The 21236-nt window shown below is 67.1% G+C and carries 17 protein-coding genes; 11 read left to right on the forward strand and 6 right to left on the reverse strand.

Features of this window, described 5'->3' with window-relative positions; all coding sequences use genetic code 11:
• Positions 1–2 precede the first annotated feature (2 nt).
• Positions 3–3962 (reverse strand): ATP-dependent RNA helicase HrpA, encoded by a 3960-nt coding sequence (gene hrpA / locus RMCB_RS10660; RefSeq protein ID WP_062828758.1) that lies wholly within the window; start codon positions 3960–3962, stop codon positions 3–5.
• Positions 3963–4100: 138 nt separating this feature from the next.
• On the opposite strand from hrpA, the gene RMCB_RS10665 reads away from it, so the two are divergent.
• Genes RMCB_RS10665 through RMCB_RS10675 form a run of 3 tightly spaced genes read left to right on the forward strand, consistent with a single transcriptional unit; the run spans position 4101 to position 7422 of the window.
• The gene (locus RMCB_RS10665; protein ID WP_062828920.1) at positions 4101–5930 is read left to right on the forward strand and encodes an acyl-CoA dehydrogenase; all 1830 of its coding nucleotides are present in this window, start codon (positions 4101–4103) and stop codon (positions 5928–5930) included.
• Positions 5931–5953: 23 nt separating this feature from the next.
• Positions 5954–6691, forward strand: a complete 738-nt coding sequence (locus RMCB_RS10670) for a fumarylacetoacetate hydrolase family protein (RefSeq protein WP_062828759.1) — start codon at positions 5954–5956, stop codon at positions 6689–6691.
• A gap of 8 nt (positions 6692–6699) precedes the next feature.
• Positions 6700–7422: a type 1 glutamine amidotransferase gene (locus RMCB_RS10675; protein ID WP_062828760.1), complete on the forward strand. Its 723-nt coding sequence runs from the start codon at positions 6700–6702 to the stop codon at positions 7420–7422.
• 120 nt (positions 7423–7542) lie between these two features.
• Here RMCB_RS10675 and RMCB_RS10680 read toward each other — a convergent pair whose 3' ends face one another.
• Together RMCB_RS10680 and RMCB_RS10685 are read right to left on the reverse strand one after the other, a co-directional pair.
• Positions 7543–9465, reverse strand: coding sequence for an HNH endonuclease signature motif containing protein (locus RMCB_RS10680; RefSeq protein WP_084388415.1), 1923 nt, complete (start codon positions 9463–9465; stop codon positions 7543–7545).
• A gap of 56 nt (positions 9466–9521) precedes the next feature.
• Positions 9522–10436 (reverse strand): mycobacterial-type methylenetetrahydrofolate reductase, encoded by a 915-nt coding sequence (locus RMCB_RS10685; protein ID WP_109784236.1) that lies wholly within the window; start codon positions 10434–10436, stop codon positions 9522–9524.
• A gap of 157 nt (positions 10437–10593) precedes the next feature.
• Between RMCB_RS10685 and RMCB_RS10690 the strand changes: the two genes are divergently transcribed.
• The 3 genes from RMCB_RS10690 (at position 10594) to RMCB_RS10700 (ending at position 12584) form a co-directional block, all read left to right on the forward strand.
• Complete coding sequence (locus RMCB_RS10690) at positions 10594–11355, forward strand: alpha/beta hydrolase family protein (RefSeq protein ID WP_062828761.1); 762 nt, start codon at positions 10594–10596, stop codon at positions 11353–11355.
• Between the two features lie 53 nt (positions 11356–11408).
• Positions 11409–11861, forward strand: coding sequence for a 6,7-dimethyl-8-ribityllumazine synthase (locus RMCB_RS10695; protein WP_029370369.1), 453 nt, complete (start codon positions 11409–11411; stop codon positions 11859–11861).
• A gap of 102 nt (positions 11862–11963) precedes the next feature.
• Positions 11964–12584, forward strand: coding sequence for a TetR/AcrR family transcriptional regulator (locus RMCB_RS10700; RefSeq protein WP_029370368.1), 621 nt, complete (start codon positions 11964–11966; stop codon positions 12582–12584).
• A gap of 6 nt (positions 12585–12590) precedes the next feature.
• Here RMCB_RS10700 and RMCB_RS10705 read toward each other — a convergent pair whose 3' ends face one another.
• The 3 genes from RMCB_RS10705 to RMCB_RS10715 form a co-directional block, all read right to left on the reverse strand.
• Positions 12591–13748, reverse strand: coding sequence for an acyl-CoA dehydrogenase family protein (locus RMCB_RS10705; protein WP_036424352.1), 1158 nt, complete (start codon positions 13746–13748; stop codon positions 12591–12593).
• A 45-nt stretch (positions 13749–13793) separates the two neighbouring features.
• Positions 13794–14351, reverse strand: a complete 558-nt coding sequence (locus tag RMCB_RS10710) for a hypothetical protein (RefSeq protein WP_051243888.1) — start codon at positions 14349–14351, stop codon at positions 13794–13796.
• A gap of 81 nt (positions 14352–14432) precedes the next feature.
• The gene (locus tag RMCB_RS10715) at positions 14433–15065 is read right to left on the reverse strand and encodes a cutinase family protein (protein WP_062828762.1); all 633 of its coding nucleotides are present in this window, start codon (positions 15063–15065) and stop codon (positions 14433–14435) included.
• A 284-nt stretch (positions 15066–15349) separates the two neighbouring features.
• Here RMCB_RS10715 and RMCB_RS36260 point away from each other — a divergent pair, with 284 nt between their 5' ends.
• The 5 genes from RMCB_RS36260 to RMCB_RS10740 all read left to right on the forward strand — a co-directional run bounded on the left by RMCB_RS36260 (position 15350) and on the right by RMCB_RS10740 (position 21236).
• On the forward strand, positions 15350–15637 hold the full coding sequence (locus tag RMCB_RS36260) for a YggT family protein (protein WP_029370364.1): 288 nt from the start codon (positions 15350–15352) through the stop codon (positions 15635–15637).
• Positions 15638–15693: 56 nt separating this feature from the next.
• Positions 15694–18495 carry an FAD-binding and (Fe-S)-binding domain-containing protein gene (locus RMCB_RS10725; protein WP_062828763.1) on the forward strand — a complete coding sequence of 934 codons (2802 nt, stop codon included), beginning with the start codon at positions 15694–15696 and terminating at the stop codon, positions 18493–18495.
• 148 nt (positions 18496–18643) lie between these two features.
• Positions 18644–19714, forward strand: coding sequence for an LLM class flavin-dependent oxidoreductase (locus tag RMCB_RS10730; protein WP_062828764.1), 1071 nt, complete (start codon positions 18644–18646; stop codon positions 19712–19714).
• Positions 19711–20469 (forward strand): DUF1684 domain-containing protein, encoded by a 759-nt coding sequence (locus RMCB_RS10735; protein WP_062828765.1) that lies wholly within the window; start codon positions 19711–19713, stop codon positions 20467–20469. The genes RMCB_RS10730 and RMCB_RS10735 overlap by 4 nt, the downstream gene beginning before the upstream one ends.
• A gap of 83 nt (positions 20470–20552) precedes the next feature.
• Positions 20553–21236: a cutinase family protein gene (locus RMCB_RS10740; RefSeq protein ID WP_062828766.1), complete on the forward strand. Its 684-nt coding sequence runs from the start codon at positions 20553–20555 to the stop codon at positions 21234–21236.

Below are 21236 nucleotides of genomic sequence, written 5' to 3' on the forward strand. Positions count from 1 at the left end.
CATCAGTTCTGGATCGCGTTGATCGCCTTGTAGATTCGCTGCTCGCTGACCGGACGCGGCGTGCCGAGTTGCTGAGCCCACAGACTCACCCGGAATTCCTCGATCTGCCAGGCGATCTCCGCCACCTTCGGATCGGCCGCGCGGGCCGCCGAAAGTGCTTGGATCACATCGTCGTAGGCATCCTCGACCGCGTGCACCCTGGCCATCCGCTCACGGTCGGCCGCGATGCCCTGCGGCAGCCGGTCGAGCCTGCGGGCGATCGCGGTGACATACCGGGCCAGGTCGGCCAGCCGTGCCGCACCCGCCGCAGTCACAAAACCCTTGGGCAACAAGCGGTCCAGTTGGGCGCGAATATCGGCGACCGCGTCGGCTTGCTGCGGAGTCGGCTTGTCGGGCAGCGCCACCTGCACCTCGTGAGCCGCAGTCAGCACGGATTGGACCCGGTTCACCACAGCGGTGGTGGTCGGTCCGAGCTCCTTGGCGGCTTGCTGCGCCAGGGCAGTGAACTCGGCCCTGGTCCACACTGCCCGCTTGAGCAGAACATCGGCCGCCGCATCGGCGCAGTCCTCGAGCAGCGCGGCCAGCGTCCCGTCGGGATTGGCGTTGAGGGCAAGGCGCACACGCGGATTCAACCCGCGTTCGATCGCTTTGACGGGCGACGGCACCGTGAGTCGCAAGAGTCTGCGCAGGCCCGGACCCATCGCGGCGGCCTGCTCGGCCTGGGTCGCATAAACCCGGATGTCCACCGCCTTACCGGTATCCACGAACGCCGGGTAGCCGCGAACGGTGTGGCCCGCCGAGGCCGTCTCGACAGTGCGGGGCAGTTCGTCGAGATCCTCGGGCCAGGCCCGCAAACCCGTACGCTCCAGGTTGCCTCCGACCGCGTCGGCCACCGCCTGGGCGACCGGAACGGCCAATTGCTCGCGCAGCGCATCGATGTCCTTGCCGCGCGCCACCTCTTTGCCGTCAGCGGTTTCCACGGCGAACGTCATCCGCAGGTGGTCGGGCACCTTGCTCAGGTCGAACGCGTCGATCGGCACCAAAATGCCACTGCGCCTGCGCAGTTCACGTTGCACCTCGTCCAGCAACGACGCCGCGGATGCATCGATGTCGCCGAGGATGGCCCGTGCGGTGTCCGGGGCAGGCACGAAGTTGCGGCGCAGATCCTTGGGTAGTGACTTGATCAGCGCGGTGACCAGCTCTTCTCGCAAAGCGGGCACCTGCCAGGCGAAGCCGTCGCCGCCGAGCCGCGCCAGCACTCCCACCGGTACATGCACGGTGACACCGTCGTCGGCGGCACCAGGCTCGAACCGGTAGGTCAGCGGTAGCCGCAGATCGCCTGCCTGCCAGGTGTCGGGATTGTCCGCACCGTCCTCGGACCGCAACAGATCGTCGCGGGTGAAGGTCAGCAGATCCGGAGTGCGGTGCCGCTGTTTCTTCCACCACGCATCGAAATGGCGGGCCGACACGATGTCGGCCGGGATTCGCGCGTCGTACAGCGCGTAGATGTCGTCGTCGCCGACCAGCAGGTCGCGCCGACGTGCGCGTTCCTCGATCTCCTCCAGTTCCGCACGCAGCCGGGCATTGTCGCGGAAGAAGTGGTGTCGGGTCTGCCAGTCCCCTTCCACCAGCGCGTGCCGAATGAACAGCTCTCGGGCCAGGTCGGGTTCGATCGAGGAGTATCCGACCTTGCGGCGCGGTACCAGCGGCAGCCCGTAGAGCGTGACCCGTTCGAAGGCCATCACCTCGCCCCGCCTGGCCTCCCAGTGCGGCTCGCTGTAACTGCGGTGCACGAGATGTCCCGCGACGCGCTCGATGGCCTCCGGTTCGGCACGCGCCGCGATCCGGCCGAACAGCTGGCTGGTCTCCACCAGGTCTGCCACCACGATCCAGCGTGGCGGCTTCTTGGTCAGCACCGAGCCAGGAGCCAGGACGAACTTCGAGTTGCGCGCGCCCGCGTACTGCGCCCAATTCGGTCCTCGCGTGCGGGCCTGCGGCTCCCCCTCGCGCAGCCCGATATGCGACAGCAGACCCGCGGTCAGCGCGGCGTGGATGGCGGCCGGCTCGGCGGGCTCGTCGCTTTCGCGGATCCCGATGTCGCGCGCGATGCTGCGCAGCTGCCCCACCAGGTCCTGCCATTCCCTGACCCGCAGGTAGTGCAGGAACTCCTCGCGGCACATCCGTCGGAACGCATTGCCGGAGAGCTGGTTTCGCTGCTCACGCAGATAGTTCCACAGGTTGAGGTAGGAGATGAAATCCGAGTGTTCGTCGGCGAATCGGGCATGCTTCTGCCGGGCGGCCTCTTCTTTGTCGGCCGGGCGCTCGCGCGGGTCGGGAATCGACAGTGCGGCAGCCAGCACCAGCACCTCGCGCACACAGCCTTCGGTATCGGCCTGCAGAATCATCCGGCCCACCCGAGGGTCGAGGGGCAGCCGGGCCAGGCGGCGTCCGACGTCCGTCAGGGCGCCCACCGAGTCGAACGCGCCGAGTTCCTGCAGCAGCTGCACACCGTCGCGGATGCTGCGCTGGTCGGGCGCATCGAGGAAAGGAAACTTCTCGATGTCACCGAGCCCCAGCGCCGCCATCTGCAGGATGACCGCGCCGAGGTTGGTACGCAGGATCTCCGGATCGGTGTAGCGGGGCCGGGATTCGAAGTCCTCTTCGGAATACAACCGGATGCAGATACCGGGTGCGGTACGGCCCGACCGGCCGGCCCGCTGCGCCGCCGACGCCTGTGAGATGGGTTCGATCGGCAAGCGCTGCACCTTGGTGCGGCGACTGTAGCGGGAGATGCGCGCGGTTCCGGGGTCGACGACATAGCGGATACCCGGAACGGTCAGCGAGGTCTCGGCGACGTTGGTGGCCAGCACGATTCGTCGTCCGGTGTGGCTGGGCTGGAAGACCTTCTGCTGATCGGCGGTGGGCAACCGCGCGTACAGCGGCAACACCTCGGTATTGCGCAGATCCTTCAAAGCCTCGGCAGTGTCCCGGATTTCACGCTCACCGGACAGGAACACCAGCACGTCGCCAGGTGGTTCGGATTCCAGCTCGCGGACAGCGTCGACGATCGCCTCGGTAGGGTCTCTGATCTCCGTGCGCACGATCTCGTGATCGGGATCGTCCGGATCATCGTCGTCGTCGGACACCACCGGCACTTCCAGTGGCCGGTAGCGGATCTCGACGGGATAGGTCCGCCCCGACACCTCGACGATAGGGGCTCCGCCGCTACATCCATGTTCGGCTCCGCCGCTACATCCATGTTCGGCTCCGCCGAAGTGCCGCGAAAATCGCTCCGGCTCGATCGTCGCCGACGTGACGATCACCTTCAGATCGGGGCGCCGCGGCAGCTGCTCGCGCAGATACCCGAGCAGGAAGTCGATGTTGAGGCTGCGCTCGTGGGCCTCGTCGAGGATGAGCGTGTCGTAGCGCAGCAGGCGCCGGTCGCGTTGGATCTCGGCGAGCAGGATGCCGTCGGTCATCAATTTGACCAAGGTCGAATCACTGGCCTGGTCGGTGAACCGCACGGTGTATCCGACCGCCTCACCCAGCGGCGTACCGAGTTCGTCGGCGACGCGCTGGGCGACCGTCCGCGCCGCCAGGCGGCGCGGCTGGGTGTGACCGATGGTGCCGCGGATACCGCGGCCCAACTCCAGACAGATCTTGGGCAGCTGCGTGGTCTTGCCCGACCCCGTGGCGCCGGCGACGATCACCACCTGGTTCTCACTGATGGCCTTGGCGATCTCGTCGCGCCGCGAGGTGACCGGCAAATCCGGGTAGGTGATGGTCGGGACAGCTGCCTGCCGGGTGAGCACGAGAGCCTCGGCGGCGGCGAACTGTTCGACGAGGTTCGCGGGAACATCGCCGCCCCGGAGATTCTTCAACCGGCGGCCGAGCCGCGCGGCGTCACGGATGGTCAGGTCGTCGAGACGGGAACGCAGCTCGGCGACTGACGGTTGGGACACTCGACCAAGGATAGGTGTATACCCAAGTGTGATATAGGTCATAGCGTCTGCTGAGCTGGCAACCTCCGGTTCCGTAGCCGTAGGTTGCCGCAACCTACGCTTGCGTACCCGAACCGGCGTCGGCGACGCTTGCCGATCGTGGGTCATTACATCGCCAACGTCCGCGACATCGAGTTCAACCTGTTCGAGGTGCTTTCGCTCGGGGAGATCTTCGATTCGGGCGCCTACGGAGATCTCGACAGCGACACCGTGCGCACCATGCTCGACGAAGTCGCGCGGCTGGCCGAAGGCGCGGTCGCGGAATCCTTCGCCGAAGCCGACCGCAACCCGCCGGAATTCGACCCGTCCACCCACGAGATCTCGGTGCCCGGACCGCTCGCCAAGACGGTGCAGGCGGTCAAGGATGCCGAATGGTGGCGCATCGGCCTCGCCGAGAACGCCGGCGGTGTCCCCGCACCCGCGGCACTGGTTTGGGCCGTGCAGGAAATGATCATGTGCGCCAACCCCTCTGCCATGTTCTTCTACGGCCTGGGACCGGCGATGGCCCACACCCTGGCCGAGGTCGGCACCGAGGAACAGCAACGCTGGGCGCGCATGAGCATGGACCGCGGTTGGGCCGGCACCATGGTGCTCACCGAACCGGACGCCGGCTCGGACGTGGGCGCGGGCCGGACCAAGGCGATCGCCCAGCCCGACGGCACGTGGCACATCGAAGGCGTGAAGCGGTTCATCTCCGGAGGCGATGTCGGCGACACCGCGGAGAACGTCTTCCATCTCGTCCTGGCCCGCCCGGAGGGCGCGGGGCCGGGCACCAAGGGTTTGAGCCTGTTCTATGTGCCGAAGTATCTGTTCGACCCGGAGACCCTGGAACTGGGCGCGCGCAACGGCGTGTACGTCACGGGCGTCGAACACAAGATGGGCATCAAGTCTTCTCCCACATGTGAACTCACCTTCGGCACCGGCGACGTGCCTGCGGTCGGGTACCTCGTCGGCGATGTCCACAACGGCATCGCGCAGATGTTCCGCGTCATCGAGAACGCCCGCATGACGGTCGGGGTGAAGTCGGCGGGCACGCTGTCGACGGGTTATCTCAACGCGCTGGCCTACGCACGGGAACGCCTGCAGGGTTCGGACATGCTCGCGATGGCGGACAAGACCGCGCCCCGCGTGGCCATCATCGAGCACCCCGACGTGCGGCGCAGCCTACTGACCCAGAAGGCCTATGCCGAGGGTCTGCGGGCCGTGTACCTGTACACCGCTGCGCATCAGAATTCCGATGTGGCACTGCATGTTTCGGGTGCCGACGCGGAGCTGGCGCATCGCGTCAACGATCTGCTGCTGCCGATCGTGAAGGGGGTCGGCTCCGAACGCGCCTACGAGGTGCTCACCGAATCCCTGCAGACTCTCGGCGGTTCGGGCTTCCTGCAGGACTATCCGATCGAGCAGTACATCCGCGACGCGAAGATCGACTCGCTCTACGAGGGCACCACGGCCATCCAGGCACTCGACTTCTTCTTCCGCAAGATCGTGCGCGATCAGGGCAGCGCCCTGGCCCACGTCGCCGCGCAGATCTCGGCCACGATCAAGGCTGAAACCACCGAACTGCAACCCGAAATCGCCCGGCTCGCCACCGCGCTCACCGACGTTCAGGCCATGGCCGCCACCCTGACCGGCTATCTGATGTCCGCGCAGGAGCAGCCCGAGCAGCTGTACAAGGTCGGGCTGGGTTCCGTGCGGTTCCTGCTCGCCGTCGGCGATCTGCTGATCGGATGGCGGCTGCTGCACAGCGCGCAGATCGCTGCGGCGGCGCTGACGACGGCCGGCGAACGCGACCGGCCGTTCTATGAGGGCAAGATCGCGGCCGCAAAGTTCTTCGCGCACAACATGTTGCCGCTGCTTACGGCGGTCCGCGAGGTCATCGACTCGATCGACGGCGACGTCATGGAGCTGGACAACGCGGCATTCTGAGCGCGCTGCGCGAAGATGGGTCCATGGCCGACTACGTGATCCCTCCGCCACGTCAGGCGTCGCTTCCGGTGAGCACCGGGCCCGCACGGTTTCCGATTCGGCGGGTGTTCTGCGTCGGTCGCAACTACGCCGCCCATGCCCGCGAGATGGGCAAGGATCCGGACCGTGAGCCGCCGTTCTTCTTCATGAAGCCGGCCGACGCCGTCATCGATGCCGCAGGCACCATCGCGTACCCGTCGTTGACGTCGGCGCTGCACCACGAGGTCGAGTTGGTGGTGGCGTTGGGATCGGGCGGGCGTGACGTCGCCGCAGCCGACGCGTTGAACCTCGTGTGGGGCTACGGCGTCGGCGTCGACCTGACCCGCCGTGATCTGCAGGACGAGGCCAAGCGGCTCAGCCGGCCGTGGGACTGGTCCAAGGGCTTCGACGCGTCGGCTCCGTGCACCCCGATCCATCCGGTGGCCGAAGTCGGCCATCCGGACGCCGGCGAGATCTGGCTGCGGGTCAACGGGGATCTCAAACAGCGTGGTGATCTCACAGAGTTGATCTGGTCGGTGCCGGAGGTCATCAGCGCGATATCGACGGCGGTGGAGCTCGCGGCCGGTGATCTGATCTTCAGCGGCACACCGGCCGGAGTCGGCCCCATGCAGCCCGGTGATGTGGTGTCCGGCGGAGTTTCCGGCGTCGCGGAATTCACGTTCACTGTCGGCCCGCCGGTGGGCACCGCCCCAGTTCCCGATCGTGATGGGGGCGGGAAATAGCATGAGGCGTGGCATCGAAAGCACTGATCGTCCGCAACGACCCGGCCGAACCCGGGACGACGCTGGGTGAGGCGTTCGCCGAGAACGGGTTCGACGTCGAGACCTTCGCCGTGGTTCCTCGGGAACACCTGGAGAACCCGGCCATCGAGGTGGTCTTCCCCGACCTGACCCACTACGACGTGGTGGTCACCATGGGTGGGCGCTGGGGGGTGTACGACGACGCCCTGCGCGGCACCTGGGTCGGCGCTCAGATGGCCGCTTTGCGGGAAGCTGCAGACGCCGGTGTGGGTCTGCTGGGGGTGTGCTTCGGCGGTCAGCTGCTCGCGCAGACCTTCGGCGGGTCCGTCGGCAAAACCACCGCACCCGAGGTCGGCTGGTACGACATCAGCACCGACGATCCGGAACTTGTCCCGCCCGGCCCATGGTTCCAGTGGCATTTCGATCGCTGGACCACGCCGCCCGGCGCCGTCGAAATCGCCCGAAACGCCAATGCGCCACAGGCCTTCGTGCTGGGCCGCACGCTGGGTCTGCAGTTCCACCCCGAGCTGGAGCCCGAGCTGCTTGAAGTGTGGATGGATGAAGACGAGGGCGCAGCGGCAGCCGCCGCGGTCGGCCTGACCCACGACGACTTACGTTCGCGGACAAAAGAACTCGCTGACGACTCGGCTGCGCGCATGCGCGCGTTGGTGCGCGGATTCCTGTCGCGAGTACTTCTCGCCGCGCCTCGTTAGGGTTCGGCGGAAGCCGAGATCAGCCGTCTTGTCCGACTCTGCTCAGGCCTGGACCGGTGACGCCATGGTGCCGTGGGCCGCACGCCTCAACGGCGCCCGTGGCGCCACCGTGGGTGACGGCTATGGGCCGCGCACCGCTTTGCCGCTGGGGGTGTGGTTGTTGGGTGGGTGGTACCGGTCCGACGACTCTGGGGTGAATGCCGCTGTGTCCCAGAGGCATTCGACATTGGATGGGTCGAAGGTGTTGTCCCACTCTTCGGCCCAGTCGGGCCCTTGCTCCCAGGCCAGCACCTGGGCGAGGTCGGCTGTCAGGTCCCATTCGGGGTCGGGCTCCAGGTCCCATTCCGGTGTCCACTCGGGCGCGTGAGCCTCGTCCGGTTCCGGTTCGCGGTCCCAGTTCTGAGCTGCGGCAGCCGGCTCCGGGATTTCCGCGGGCGCGCAGCAGCCTGGCTGCGACTCGAGGCCTGACTTCGCTTCGGGTGGATGTTCTGCTTGGAGGTTCTGCTTGAGCTCGGGTTCAGGATCTTTTTGTGACTCGGGGTCCAGTTTGAACTCGTTGTGCGGCTCCGGATCCCGCCTGACCTTGGGGTGTGCTCGCTGTTCCCATTCCCATGTGAGGTCCTCGGCGGGTCTGGGCCCGTGCGCCGCACCCGGTGTCCCGTCGGGGTCGTCTTGTTCTGGTGGGGTGAGCAGAAGTTCGGGGCGGTGGTGGTAGTTGATCCGGTTTTGGCCGTGGTCAAGTCCGGGTGGGGGCTGCCATTCCACCTCACCGCGAAGATTGATGCTGGTGGTGTAGCCACCGTCGGTGTTCACGAGACGGTTGTCGGGGCCGCACGCCAGAGCCATCTCGTCGATGTTGGTGTTACCACCATCAGCCCAATCCGCCACCGCGTGATGCACCTGGGTGCCGTAGGCGCCGACGGTGCAGCACGGTTTAGTGCAGCCGCCATCGCGGGCGATCAGCATGATCCGCTGGGCCGGGCTGGCAACCCGGCGGGCCCGAAAGTAGTTCAAGGCGGCTCCGGTGGCCTCATCGAAGATCGCCAAGTGATGATTCGCGTGCCCGCCCAAGCGAATCACGTCGCTGATGGGCAGTTTGATGCCGCCGCCGCTCACCCCGATTCCTGCGCGGCGTTCGAGGTCTTGCAAGGTGGTGCGGATGATGATCGACACCGGCAACCCGTTGAGCTGACCAAGATCCGTCATCAGCGCGATGCGTCCGATGACCAGTAGCGCATCGTGTTGGCGTTGAGCCAAGCTGCGGTGATCATTGTCGATCTGCTCCTGGGTGGGAGTTCCGCACGTGCACGGTTCGTCGTCATCCGGGTTGCACATGCCCGGCGCGGCGAACTTGGCGAACAGCACTTCCATCACGGCGGCGGCTTCAGGAGTGAGATTGGCGGTGAGTGCGGTCATCGCATCACGGCCCTGTTTGGACATGGTGACTCCGCGTTTGCGGGCGCGTTCGGTGTCGTCGGGTTCGGGGCCGTCCTGATCGAGCAGGAACAACCGCAACTCGGCGGTCTCTTTGAGTTCTTTGGGGCCGACCCCGACCGCGACGCGGACCAGGTCGGCTTCGAACTGCTCTCGGGTGGCCTGGTCGACGAAGGTGGGGAGCGCTTTGATCGCGTCGCGCAGCACCTTGACGTGGTCGGGATTGATCAGTCCGGCGCTCTGGGCGGCGGCCATCACCGGAAGCACCGGCGGCAGCGGCTCCCCGGTCAGGGCGCGGCGTGGCCCCAACTCAGCGGCTTCCCCCAGCCGGCGGCCGGCTTCGGCACTCGACAGCCGCCACCGGATCCGCAGCACCTCGTTCCAGGATTTGGCGCCCAACTCCCGCGCTGTGGTGTCGGCCTGCAGCTGGGCCAACAGTCGATGCCACACCGAAGGCAGCTGACAGCTCAATGCCTCGTACTCGTCGAGCACCTCCATCAGTTCGGCGCGAGACAGCGAACCGAATTCACACTCAGCGAACGCGTCGAACGCGGCTCGCAACCCCGCCGCCGCTTGGACCGCATCCGCCTGCATGATTCGAACATACATTCGACCACCGACATGTACGGCCGCCCTGTTGGCATGAGGCAACAGGGCCGCGTGAGCTACTGGTTGACGCGGTCCGGCGACCAGTAGGCGAGCATCTCGGCGAACGTGGTGAACGCGGGCTTGGACACGCCGTAGGCCGCCTCGAAGTGGATGCTCAGCGGGAACCCGAGGTCGGCCACCCCGTCGATCACCCTCTTGTACAGGTCCAGCATCAGCTTGCGCTTGTCTTCCGGGTCGCGCTCGGCCAGCTGGCTGACGAATTCCTGTTCGGCGGCCACTGCCTGGTTGCCGGGATCCTGGATCAGCCAGTTGATCAGACCGACCTTGGTCTCCATCTTCGGCACGAAACCGAACGACAACAGGATCTCGGGCCGGTGGTCGGTGGTCTTGGCGAACTCTTTGAGGAATCCGACGATGGTGTCGGAGTACAGCAACTGCGTCATGCCGTACGTCGCGCCCCGCTCGCATTTGAAGTTGAACCGGCCCTGCTCGCCGTCACGGGTCGGGATCAGGATGGCGCCTCGGTTGGGGACGAGCTTCTCGTAGATCGACAGGGCATCGGTGGGCGCGACGCCCTCACCCTCGCCGTCCTTCATGGTCCGGGGTACACCGACGAACGCGATGCCGTCGAATCCGGCCCCGCTCAGATCCGTCAGCCGCCGGCCCAGCGCCGCCTCGTCCAGGAACGACGTCACCTGGGTGCACAGACCACGCATCCCGGGCAGTTCGGGCCGCAGGATGTTCCAGTAGTCCAGGACATCCATCCGGGGCTTCATCTCGATCGGACGGTCGTCGTCCTCATCGATCATGCCCGGGATCATCACGTGGCCGATCCGGCCGTCGATACCCGTCTCGGCCGCCAGGGCGAGCACTTTCCGCGCTTCCTCTACGGGGTAGTGCACGCCGCGTTCAAGGTTCGGCGGGACGAGTTCCAGCGCGATGGTGTTCAGGGGCACGAACTTGCTCCACATCTCATTGCGTTCAGTCGCAGCATGCCGGGCAGCTCTGACCAGCAGCGGCCGATGACCTCCAGACTACGTATCGGCGCTGCCGCGGTGACGGGCCGGTCACCGCGGCACGTCTGAAAGTGACGGGGCACACGGTGCCCCGGCGTGATAGACCTCCTGCATGGCTGAACGCGTGACCTTCCCCAGCTCGACGGGCCCGATGCTGGCGGGTGTTATCGATCTGCCCGACGGACCCATCCGCGGCTGGGGCGTGTTCTCGCATGGATTCACGCTCGGCAAAGATTCGCCGGCCGCATCGCGAATCTGTAAGCAGCTCGCGAGCGACGGCATCGGCATGCTGCGCTACGACGCCCTGGGTCTCGGCGGGTCCGAGGGCGACTGGGGTGACGGCTCGTTCACGCACAAGGTGGACGACATCGTCGAGGCGTGCAAGTTCATGTCCGCGCGCGGCACCCCGGCCGAGATCCTCATCGGCCATTCGTTCGGCGGCGCTGCTGTGCTGGCCGCTGCCCGGCAGGCACCGGGAATCCGCGCGGTGGTGACCGTCGGCGCGCCGATCGATCCGGTCCATGTGGAGCACCAGTACGACGCCGTGCTGGAGTGCGTCTTCGCCGAAGGCAGCGCGCAATGGATGGTCGGCGGCAAGACACTGACGCTCAAACGGGCATTCGTCGAAGACGTCCGCGCCGCCCATCTGCACGACAAGATCAAAGCCCTCAAGCTGCCACTGCTGATCCTGCACTCGCCCACCGACAACACCGTCGGCATCAAGAACGCCAGCGACATCTTCCGCACCGCGCGGCACCCCCGCAGCTTCGTGTCGTTGGAGGGCTCGGAGCATCTGCTCACGGGTCCGGGCCAGGCCAAACGCGCGGGACGCATCATCGGCGCCTGGGCCGACGCGTACCTCGGTGGCGCATAGCGGCTGAGGTAGCGTCTCGGCATGACCGACAAGCCCTTGCACGAGGAGCCGTAATGACTGACTCAGCCACCCAGATCGCATTTGTGCAGGCCACATGGCACCGCAACATCGTCGACCGGGCGCGCGAGGGCTTCACCGATCGGATCCGTACCGCGGGCTTCAGCGATGACAACCTGGAGTTCTTCGAGGTTCCCGGCGCGTTCGAGATCCCCCTGACGGCAAAGCGGCTCGCGAGCAGCGGCCGGTACCGGGCGGTGGTGGCCGCGGCGCTGGTGGTCGACGGCGGTATCTATCGGCACGAATTCGTCGCGACGGCTGTCATCGACGGACTGATGCGAGTGCAGCTCGACACCGATGTCCCGGTGTTCTCGGTAGTGCTGACACCGCACCACTTCCACGAGCACGACGAGCATGTCCGGTACTTCACCGAGCATTTCGTGAAGAAGGGCGCCGAGGCTGCCGACGCGGTGACCGCGACCCTGGAACTACACAAGACGCTGGGATAGCGGCCGAACAGCTGGTAACCCCTCGAAACCGGTTGGTCGGCCGACCGCCGATCAACCCTAACATGAATCTCATTCACGTTATTGGTGTGGGACCATGCCTAGGTGGTCACCCAAAACGGGTTACGGCGCCGACAACCGGTGCAGGAGCGCAGCAAGCGGCGCGTCGAGCGCATCATGGCCGCGGCCATGGATCTGCTCGAGGCGGACGGGGCTGACGCGGTGACCACCCGCGCCATTGCCGAACGTGCTGACGTACCCGTCGCGACGGTGTACCAGTTTTTCCCGAACCGGGATGCCATCCTCTCGGAGATCCTGCTGGAGTATCTCGACCGGCGCGATGCCGACGGCGCAGCCGTCCTGGGGGCACTGACCCCGACAAGTCTGGGTGAGGTCGTCCACGCCCTCTTCGATTTTCACTACGAACACATGCGCAGCCACCCGCAACTGGTGACGCTGCACTACAACAGCCTGGCCCGGGGCCTGCTGGCCGATCCACAACTGCGCCGCGCAGAGTTCGCCAACGCGCTGCATACCTCGCTACTGGCGTGGCGGCTGCTGCGCCCGGGCTCCGATCCCCTGGTCACTGCGGTGGCGGTGGAAATGGGTAACCGTCTGCTCGAAGTCGCCCACCGGGCGGGGCCGGACGGCGATCGCGCTGTACTGGCCGAGGGCGCCCGTGCACTGACCGCCTACCTGCAGCTCTACGCGGCCTCCGACGGCTGAGCCGACTCAGATCGGGTTGCGGGCGATGAGCTGCGCGGCGATCACATTGCGCTGGATCTCGTTGGTGCCCTCCCCGACGATCATCAGCGGGGCGTCGCGGAAGTAGCGCTCGACGTCGTACTCCTTGGAGTAGCCGTAGCCGCCGTGCACCCGGATCGCGTCGAGCGCGATCTGCATGGCGGTCTCCGATGCGAACAGCTTGGCCATCCCTGCCTCCATGTCCGCGCGTTCGCCCACATCGAGCTTCTCGGCGGCATCGAGAGTCAGCAGCCGGGCCGCGCGCTGCTTGGTTGCCATGTCGGCCAACAGGTTTCCGACCGCCTGGTGCTTCCAGATGGGCTTGCCGAACGACTCCCGTTCCTGCGCATACCGGACGGCGTCGTCGAGCGCGGCCTGGCCGACGCCCAGGGCGCGCGCAGCCACCTGGATTCGGCCGACTTCCAGGCCGCGCATCATATGCGCCCAGCCCTGGTTCGGCACCTCGCCCAGGATCGCGTCGTTGCCGACCCGGCGGCCGTCGAAGACCACCTCGCACGCCTCGACACCGCGATAGCCCAGTTTGGGCAGTTTCTTCGAAACCGCAAGTCCAGCACCAGGTTCGGTGAGGATGACGCTCATCCCCCGGTGGGCCGGCGTGGCGTCGCGGTCGGTGATGCACAACAGACCGAACAGTCCGGAGTGCGCGGCATTGGAGATCCAGGTCTTGGAGCCGTTGATGATCCACTCGTCACCGTCGGCGGTCGCCGTGGTCCGCATTGCCTGCAGGTCGCTGCCGCCGCCGGGTTCGGTGAGCGCCATGGTCGCCCGGGTCGACCCGTCGGCCATCCGCGACAGGTACTTCTGCTTCTGCGCGTCGGAGCCGAAGGCCTTGATCAGATAGCTGATCACCGAGTGGCCACCGATGGCACCGGCCAGGCTCATCCAGCCGCGCGCGAGTTCCTCGGTGACGCGGGCGAAACACGCGGTGCTGACGTCGACGCCGCCGTACTCGGCGGGTACCAGCAACCCGAAGAAGCCGAGCTGCTTCATCTCCTCGATGAATTCTTCGGGGTAGATGTCGTCCTGCTCGTAATCGCGGACCCGCGGCCGGACGCGCTGATCGACGAACTCCGACACCAGTTCGACCATCTGCTGTTCATCGGCGGTCAGCGTTCCGGCGGGCATGCGCTGGATTATGCCCGCGTGACGGGTACCGACCGCGGGCACCCGCTACCGCTTGGCGCCAACCTCGGCGGGCAACGGCGGGGGCAGCGGTGTCGACGGTGTCGCCGACGCGAGCGGTTGCGGAACGTTCTGCGCTGTCGGCGCGTTCTGTGGCGCCGCAGTGCCCTGGGCCGTCCCTTGCGGCGCCGAGGCACCCGGCCGGTGGAAATCGACCATGGTTTCCTCGCGGATGGTCGTGGCTCCCTGACTGACCACCAAGGACTTCGCTGTCACCGTATAGGTGAAACCGCTGGACTCGGCGCGGAAGCCGTCACCGGACGGGGTGGCAGGCGCGACCAGTTTGGCGCCGTCCCGCACCCGCACACCGCGGTATTCGAACGTGTTGCCGGTCTTGCAGATCGCGACGCGCGAGGCGTCGGTGCTGCCGTAGAGCACCGTCGCGTCGACGGTTCCGCACCGCGCGGTGGAGTCGACGAACCCTTGGGCGTCGGTGGCCGGCCCCGCGGACGCGGGCACGGGCGCCACCGCCAGCAGCGCCGAACACACCGCACCGGCGGCTGCCAGCTGTGGCAACCGGCGCACTGACAACAATGAACGGACCATCACCGTCCACCACACCACGAGCGACCGTGATGTGGGAGGGCCGAGTCCGAGTTAGGACCCGATCGTTAGCTCCCCGAAACGTCAGAGACGGCCTGCGACGAAATTCGCTGCTTGCAGGTTGTACGGCGGCAGCTCGTAATTGCTGTGTGCCGCACGGTCCCGGCCGCCCTGGACACAGATCGGGTCCCCAGGGCTGCACTGGTCGATGGCCCGGCCTGCGAACAGCCCGGTGCTCGACAGTGGGGTACCGAAACGCTGACCGGGATTGCCGAACACCGCCACCGCGCGGATCGCGTCGGCGCTCGGCTGGGGCAGCGGCGGCGCCGATCCGAACGTACCGATGGTGCGGCCCAGCGGCGGCACACCCGCCAGCATCGACACGACCGCCGCGCCCTGAGAGAACCCGCCCAGCACCAACTGGGTGCCCGGGCACTGCTCCGTCATCCATGCGATGTGCGCGGCCGCGTCGTTGGCGCCGTCTGCTGTGGTGAGGAAGTTGATGCCGGCCGGATAGTCGACGCCATAGGTACTCACCGTGCGTCCGCCCAGTTGCGGTGCCAGCGCGTCGACGAACGCCTGCCCCACCCGGCCGATGCCGGGTGGTTCGCCGGTCCCCCGCGCGAAAACGACGTCGACGTCGGCGCACGGGTCGGCGGTTGCGGGGTGCGCCGAGACGATCACGACCGTCGCGAGAAGCACGCCCGCCAGTGCCATCCGTGAAATCCGCCCCCGGCGCTTCATCCGCTGATCAAAACACACCGATCCTGTTCAGCATGGGTGTCTCGAAAACCCGTCCACCGAGCTAACCGGAAATGTTGTGGCACAAGTCCATTCATCGGCGCCACGAACGAATATCTCGAAGTGCTCATCGACCTGGCCGGATTCGCACTGGCTCGGCGGCCGGAAGTGGCACTCGACACAAGGGCGAAATCTTCAGCTACCCACAGCCCCGCCTCAGGCGCGGGCCGAACACTCGACAGGAACGGAAGGAGCGTGCGGTGATCGCAGGTTTGCTCGGAATAGTCCTCCTACTCTTCGAATTCGTGCTCATTGCCCGCGTCGTTGTCGACTGGGTGGGCGTGCTGTCGCCTGTCGGGGCGCGCAGCAGCGGTGTGGAGTCCGCACGCCGGATCACCCACGGCATCACCGAACCCGTGATCCGCCCGGTGCGACAGGTACTCAGGCCCGTGCGGCTGGGATCCGTGTCCCTCGACCTGGCGTTCACCGCCGTGTTCGTCGCGGTGATCATTCTGCGCACCGTGATCGTGCCGATGATCCCGTTCTGACAAGCGCACGCTGGGCCCGCTCGGGCTACCGAAAGCAGTTCGGTAGCGTGCGAACCATGATCGACGCGGCGGGCCTGGCCTCCCTGCTGGGCCGCGCCGGCGTGCGCGATGTCGCCGCCGACAACACCACCCGAGCGCTGTACACCTCGGACGCGTCGCTGTACCGGGTGCTTCCCCTTGTCGTGGTGCGACCGCACGACGAAGCCGAAGTTGAGGCGGTGTTGACCGTCTGCCGTGGCGAGGGAGTTGCGCTGACCTCGCGGGGCGGCGGAACCTCGATCGCGGGCAACGCCATCGGCACCGGAGTGGTGCTCGACTTCAGCCGGCACATGCACCGGGTGCTCGACATCGACGCCGAGTCGCGCAGCGCAGTGGTGCAGCCCGGGGTCATCCAGGTGGACCTCCAACGCCGCGCCGCCGCACTCGGGCTGCGGTACGGCCCTGACCCGTCGTCGTTCACGCGCGCCACGATCGGCGGCATGATCGGCAACAACGCCTGCGGATCTCGCGCACTGGGTTACGGCAGAACTTCCGACAACCTGCTGCGGGTCCGCGGTTATACGGGCTCCGGCGCCCGGCTGGACACCGCTGTCACCGGCGAGGGCCCGACGATGGCGGCGCTGCGCGATGTCACCGCCGCACACCTGGGCACCATCCGCACCGAGCTGGGGACGTTCGGGCGTCAGGTATCCGGCTACGCGCTCGAACATCTCGCTCCCGAACGCGGTTTCGACGTCACCCGAATGATTGCCGGCTCCGAGGGCACCCTCGCGGTCCTGACCGAGGCCACGGTCGGTCTGGTGATCGATCCGGTCCACGCGGTCCTCGTGGTGCTCGGCTACGACGACATCGCCACGGCCGGGGACGCGGCACCTGGTGTGCTGGCCTTCTCCCCCACGGCCTGCGAGGGCATCGACTCCCGGATCGTGAACGTGGTGACCGAGCGGCGCGGACCGGGCGCCGTCCCGCCGCTGCCGCGCGGCAATGCGTGGCTGTTCGTCGAGATCGCCGGTGACGACCTCGACGAGGTGCTCGGCCGTGCCGAACAGGTATCCGCGAGGTGTGGTGCCGTGGCGGCCCGCGTCGTCACCGACGCCGCAGAGAAGGCTGCGCTGTGGCGCATCCGCGCCGACGGTGCGGGGTTGTCGTCACGGAGCCCGGCCGGTAGACCGGCCCATGCGGGCTGGGAGGACGCTGCGGTGCCGCCGCAGCAGCTGGGCTCTTATCTGCGCGAATTCGACTCGCTGATGAGCGATTTCGGTGTCACCGGCCTGCCGTACGGACATTTCGGCGACGGCTGCATGCACATCCGGATCGACTGGCCGCTCGACCGCCCCGGCGGTGTCGCGGGATTCCGCGAATTCATCATGGCCGCAACCCATCTCGTCGTCAGCTACCACGGCTCACTGTCCGGGGAACACGGCGACGGCCGCGCCCGCAGCGAACTGCTGGCCATGATGTACTCACCCGCTGCGCTCTCGGCCTTCGCGGCGGTCAAACACGTCTTCGACCCCGACAATGTGCTGAACCCCGGGGTGATCGTCGACCCGCGGCCGCTCGACGCGGACCTGCGGGTCCCTGCGGCGCCCGCGCTGCGGCGCAACCTCGCCTTCGCCTATCGGCACGACGGCGGAGACTTCAGCCAGGCCGTACACCGCTGCACCGGGGTGGGCAAGTGCCGCGCCGACAACCGGACGTCCGGCGGGGTGATGTGCCCGTCGTATCTCGCGACGCGCGATGAGAAGGATTCGACCAGGGGCCGCGCCCGGGCGCTGCAGGAGATGATCAACGGCACCGCGGTCACCGGCGGATGGCGGGCGCCGGAGGTGCACGAGGCCCTCGATCTGTGCTTGTCCTGCAAGGGGTGCACCTCGGACTGCCCGACCGGGGTGGACATGCCGATGTTCAAATCCGAAGTGCTGCACCAGAGTTATCGACGACGACTGCGCCCTCCCGCGCACTACTCGCTCGGCTGGCTGCCGCGCTGGGCACGGTTGGCCAGTAGAACTCCCGGTCTGGTCAACGCCGCGGCGCAACTGCCCGGCGTGCAGCCGCTGGCACTGCGCGGCGCAGGGATCGACCACCGTCGCGCCATACCGCCGTTTGCCCGTCACACCTTCCGGGACTGGTTCGACCGCGCGCACACCCAGCCGGTGAGTGGTGATCCGGTGCTGCTGTTCGTCGACACGTTCACCAACTACTTCACGCCGGAGGTGGGCCGAGCCGCCGTGGCCGTCCTGGAGGCCGCGGGCCTGCGGGTGCGGTTGACGGGGCGCCAGCAGTGCTGTGCGTTGACGTGGATCAGCACCGGGCAGCTCGACGCCGCCAGACGCATCCTGGGGCGCACGGTCGATGAGCTGACCGACACCGCGACCGCCGGTGTCCCCATCGTCGGCCTCGAGCCGTCCTGCACGGCCGTACTGCGGTCGGACGCCGCCGAACTGCTCGGCGAGAAGGCCCTACCCGTCGCGACCGCCACCCGCACACTCGCCGAGCTGCTCACCGAAAGAGACTGGCGGCCACCGCAACTCGACGGAACCGCAGTGGTGGCGCAACCGCACTGTCACCATCACGCGGTGATGACGTGGGATGCCGACGCCGCGCTGCTGGGCCGCGCCGGCGCGACCGTCCGCAAATTGGGTGGATGTTGTGGCCTGGCAGGCAATTTCGGAGTGGAGAAGGGCCACTACGAAGTGTCCGCGGCAATCGCCGAACAGCAGTTGCTGCCCGCCGTACGTGAGGCGGCACCCGGCACGGTGGTGCTGGCCGACGGATATTCGTGTCGCACGCAACTCAACGATCTGGCCCATACCCGCGGATTGCACCTCGCCGAACTGCTGGCCACCCGGCTGGAATGAAACCGCGAACACATCGGTTCGTATAGATCGTCGCAACTGACTCAGCGCGACCGAAAACCTTGGCATCGAACCGGCGCCGCAACCATGCTGTTGCCGGCGAACGATGGAGGAGGCGAGGTATGGCCCGTCATTTCGTGGCCCGGTCCCGATGAAATTCTTGTTGCTCACGCTCATCACGCATCAACCCGACCCGGTCACGGGCGAGAAGAAGAGTCCTGCCGCGCGGCTGCGCGAGGTCGTGGACACCGCGGTGCTTGCCGAGGAGCTGGGGTTCGACGGGTTCGCGGTCGGGGAACGTCACGAGGATCCGTTCATCTCGTCGTCACCGCCGGTGGTGCTGAGCAACATCGCCGCCCGTACGTCGCGCATCGGGTTGTTCACCGCGGTGACCACCTTGAGCCTGCTCGACCCGGTGCGTGCTTTTGAGGACTACTCGACGCTGGACAACCTGTCCGACGGCAGGCTCGAACTGATCATCGGCAAAGGCAACGGCGCCGCCCAGGCCGAGTTGTTCCACGTGACCGCCGCCGACCAATGGGACCGCAACCGCGAAGGCTACGAACTGTTCCGCTTGTTGTGGGGCAGCGAGGACGTGACGTGGTCGGGCAGGTTTCGCCCGCCGCTGTCCCACGCCAAAGCGCTGCCCCGTCCTCTGCAGGAGCGCATCCGAATCTGGCACGGCAGCGCGACAAGTCGCGATTCGGTGGATCTCGCCGCCCGTCACGGGGATCCGCTCTTCTCCGCCAACGTGACCCATCCGATCGAGCCGTACGCCGAATTGGTGCGGTACTACCGGCAGCGCTGGGAGTTCTATGGGCACCGCCCCGAGGATGCGCTCGTTGGCGCGGGCACGGCCGGATTCCAGGTCGCGCCGACGACCCAGCAGGCGATCGCCGAGTACCGGCCGATCTTCGAAACCCGCCTGGCATTTGCCCGTCGTACCGGGCTGCCAGTGGTTTTCGAGACCATCGAGGATTTCGTCGCCCGCAGCTCGGCCCTCGTCGGCAGCCCCCAGCAGGTGGTCGACAAAATCGGCCGCTACCACGAACAGCTCGGGCACGAGGTGATCCACCTCAGCGCCGACGCCGACGGCGTGTCAGCCGAGCAGAAGCGGCGCAGCCTCGAGTTGTTCCAAAGCGACGTGGCGCCGACACTACGCGCCCTGATCCCCAGCAGACCCCTTGCCGCACAACCCCTTCAGAAAGAGGTGACGTCATGACCAGCACGTCCGCGACCACATTCGAAGCCGAGTGGACCGAATGGCACCGCGAGCGCGAACGCTACTACGGCGATCCACTGGGCTGGGTCAGCCTGACCGCGCTGTACTGGCTCACCGACGAATTCGAAACCGTCGCCGACCTTCCGGGCCGTTGGCGGGCGGACGAGGCCGCGGTCTATGTCGAGGGGATCGACGGCACCGAGCGGCTCGAACCGATCGAAGGCGCGCCGGGGCTACTCGTCGCCGACGGGGACAGGCGCATCGAGGTGATCCGGCGGACCGGGTCGGTTGCGCTTCGGGTACACGACCCCAAGTCACCCCATCTGCTGAGCTACCACGGCATCCCCGCCTACCCACCGAACGAGCGCTGGCGCGTCGCCGCCACGTTCACGCCGTATCCGGAACATGTCACCGTCACGACCGGCGCCGTCGTGGAAGGCCTCGAACACCACCACTCGGCCGTCGGTGTCCTCGACTTCGAGTTGGCAGGCAGCGCCCATCGACTCGTCGCCTTCGCAGGCCGCGAGGGCGGCTTGCAAGTGCTGTTCACCGACGCCACCAGCGGCGTGACCACCTACCCTGCCGCCCGATCCCTTGCCGTCGGCGCTCCCGATGCCGACGGGACTGTGACTCTCGACTTCAACCGGGCGGCCAACCTGCCGTGCTCGTTCACCGACTTCGCGACCTGCCCCGTGGCGCCCGCCGAGAACCGGCTCACCGTCGCGGTGGAAGCCGGCGAGAAGACGCCACGCTGACCTCGGCCTGTTGACAGAGTGGTAAAAGTGGTTATTGGGAAAGGATCTGCACGGGGCCGATCCGGTACACGTCGAGGAGAATCATGCCTTTTGGCACGACATCTCGACGTCGCCGGTGTCGCCCGAGCACCCACCTGGCCGTCGCCGCCATGATGGTCACTTCTGCCTGCGCGGTCGCCCCGGCGGTCGCGTCTGCCGCGCCAAAGTGCTCGGACGTCGAGGTGATCTTCGCGCGCGGCACCGATGAGCCATCGGGTATCGGCGCGGTCGGCCAGGCCTTCGTTGACACGCTGCGTCCCATGGTCAAGGGCTCGACCGTCAGCACCTACGCCGTCCAGTACCCCGCGTCGTGGGATTTTCTCAAGGCCGCGGCCGGGGCGACCGACATGAGCAAGCATGCGCAGGCCACGGCGTCCCAGTGTCCGAAGACGAAGATGGTGCTCGGAGGCTACTCGCAGGGCGCGGCCGTCGTCGACGTCGTCGCCACCTCACCGGTCGCCGGACTCGGCTACAACGCGCCGCTACCGGCGTCCGTCATCCCGCGGATCGCGTCGATCGTCGTCTTCGGCAACCCGTCGGCGCGGCTCGGGCAGCCCCTGACCCGCATGAGCCCGGACTTCGGCGCACGAACCGCCGACCTGTGCAACACCAACGACCCCATCTGTTCGCTCGGCCGGGACTTCGACGCGCACGTCCGCTACCAACAGTCCGGGCTGATTCAGCTCGGTGCACAGTGGGCCGCACGGCATATCAACGTGCGCACCTGA

It is taken from the genome of Mycolicibacterium brisbanense (assembly GCF_001570425.1).
Lineage (GTDB): Bacteria > Actinomycetota > Actinomycetes > Mycobacteriales > Mycobacteriaceae > Mycobacterium > Mycobacterium brisbanense.

What these genes read in the sequence shown, in the direction of transcription:
- RMCB_RS10670 (WP_062828759.1), top strand. Translation starts at nt 5,954, where the DNA reads ATGGCCGACTACGTGATCCCTCCGCCACGTCAGGCGTCGCTTCCGGTG.
- RMCB_RS10680 (WP_084388415.1), bottom strand. Translation starts at nt 9,465, where the DNA reads ATGTATGTTCGAATCATGCAGGCGGATGCGGTCCAAGCGGCGGCGGGG.
- RMCB_RS10685 (WP_109784236.1), bottom strand. Translation starts at nt 10,436, where the DNA reads ATGTGGAGCAAGTTCGTGCCCCTGAACACCATCGCGCTGGAACTCGTC.
- RMCB_RS10690 (WP_062828761.1), top strand. Translation starts at nt 10,594, where the DNA reads ATGGCTGAACGCGTGACCTTCCCCAGCTCGACGGGCCCGATGCTGGCG.
- RMCB_RS10695 (WP_029370369.1), top strand. Translation starts at nt 11,409, where the DNA reads ATGACTGACTCAGCCACCCAGATCGCATTTGTGCAGGCCACATGGCAC.
- RMCB_RS10705 (WP_036424352.1), bottom strand. Translation starts at nt 13,748, where the DNA reads ATGCCCGCCGGAACGCTGACCGCCGATGAACAGCAGATGGTCGAACTG.
- RMCB_RS10710 (WP_051243888.1), bottom strand. Translation starts at nt 14,351, where the DNA reads ATGGTCCGTTCATTGTTGTCAGTGCGCCGGTTGCCACAGCTGGCAGCC.
- RMCB_RS10715 (WP_062828762.1), bottom strand. Translation starts at nt 15,065, where the DNA reads ATGGCACTGGCGGGCGTGCTTCTCGCGACGGTCGTGATCGTCTCGGCG.
- RMCB_RS10725 (WP_062828763.1), top strand. Translation starts at nt 15,694, where the DNA reads ATGATCGACGCGGCGGGCCTGGCCTCCCTGCTGGGCCGCGCCGGCGTG.
- RMCB_RS10730 (WP_062828764.1), top strand. Translation starts at nt 18,644, where the DNA reads ATGAAATTCTTGTTGCTCACGCTCATCACGCATCAACCCGACCCGGTC.
- RMCB_RS10735 (WP_062828765.1), top strand. Translation starts at nt 19,711, where the DNA reads ATGACCAGCACGTCCGCGACCACATTCGAAGCCGAGTGGACCGAATGG.
- RMCB_RS10740 (WP_062828766.1), top strand. Translation starts at nt 20,553, where the DNA reads ATGCCTTTTGGCACGACATCTCGACGTCGCCGGTGTCGCCCGAGCACC.